The 1,169-nt window shown below is 61.6% G+C and carries 1 protein-coding gene; it reads left to right on the forward strand.

The genetic code is table 11. The features are described 5' to 3' along the window. Window positions 1–69 precede the first annotated feature (69 nt). Window positions 70–1,044 (forward strand): IS5 family transposase, encoded by a 975-nt coding sequence (locus KRX52_RS19620; protein ID WP_217683418.1) that lies wholly within the window; start codon window positions 70–72, stop codon window positions 1,042–1,044. The last annotated feature ends 125 nt before the right edge of the window (window positions 1,045–1,169 follow it).

Genomic DNA, 1,169 nt, shown 5'->3' on the forward strand with positions numbered 1-1,169 from the left:
TAGGGAAGGTCTGAAAAACACTTCCCGATCTGGTGAAATAGCCGCCAGTCCCTCTGGAGCCCCCCTTGCATGAAGCAACTGTCCTTCGCCGATGCGGAGTACGCCGGCAAACGCAAACAGACCCGCCGTGAGCGCTTCCTGATCGAGATGGATCAGGTTGTGCCGTGGCAGGCGCTGATGGCGCTGATCGAGCCGCACTACCCGAGAGGCGAAGGTGGGCGTCCGGCCTACCCGCTAGCCGCCATGCTGCGGGTGCACCTCATGCAGAACTGGTTCGGCTACAGCGATCCGGCGATGGAGGAGGCCCTCTATGAGGTGACGATCCTGCGTCACTTCGCCGGACTGCACCTGGATCGGATCCCGGACGAAACCACCATCCTCAACTTCCGTCGCCTGCTGGAGAAACACGCGCTGGCCAGCGGGATTCTGGAAGTCATCAATGGCTACCTGGGCGAGCGCGGCCTGCTCCTGCGCCAGGGCAGCATCGTCGATGCGACCATCATTCATGCCCCCAGCTCGACCAAGAACAAGGATGGCAAGCGTGATCCGGAGATGCACCAGACCAAGAAGGGCAACCAGTACTACTTCGGCATGAAGGCGCACATCGGCGTCGACGACGACTCGGGACTGGTACACCGCGTCATCGGCACGGCGGCCAACGTGGCCGATGTCACGCAGGTCGACAAGCTGCTGCACGGCGAAGAGACGTATGTCTGTGCTGACGCGGGTTATACCGGTGTCGAAAAGCGCCCCGAGCACGCGGGCCGCAAGGTTATCTGGTCGGTTGCCGCTCGTCGTAGCACCTACAAATCGCTCGGCAAGCGCAGCCTGCTTGGGCGTGTGATTCGCCAGATCGAGAAGACCAAGGCTCAGACGCGGGCCAAGGTCGAGCATCCATTCCGGGTGATCAAGCGCCAGTTCGGCTACACCAAGGTACGTTTCCGCGGGCTGGCGAAGAACACGGCCCAGTTGGTCACGCTGTTCGCCCTGTCGAATCTGTGGATGATGCGAAAGCGCTTACTCGCAGGAGAGGTGCGCGTGTAATGCAGGGGAAGCCCCCGGCAAATGCTCTTCGGGGGCAGGAAACTGAGTCCAGGGGGATGAAGTAGCCCGATTTTGGCCTGCCGAGCAGGTCTGTCGCGAATGGGGAGGGCTATTTCAGACCTTCC

The sequence above is a fragment of the Geopseudomonas aromaticivorans genome (assembly GCF_019097855.1).
GTDB lineage: Bacteria > Pseudomonadota > Gammaproteobacteria > Pseudomonadales > Pseudomonadaceae > Geopseudomonas > Geopseudomonas aromaticivorans.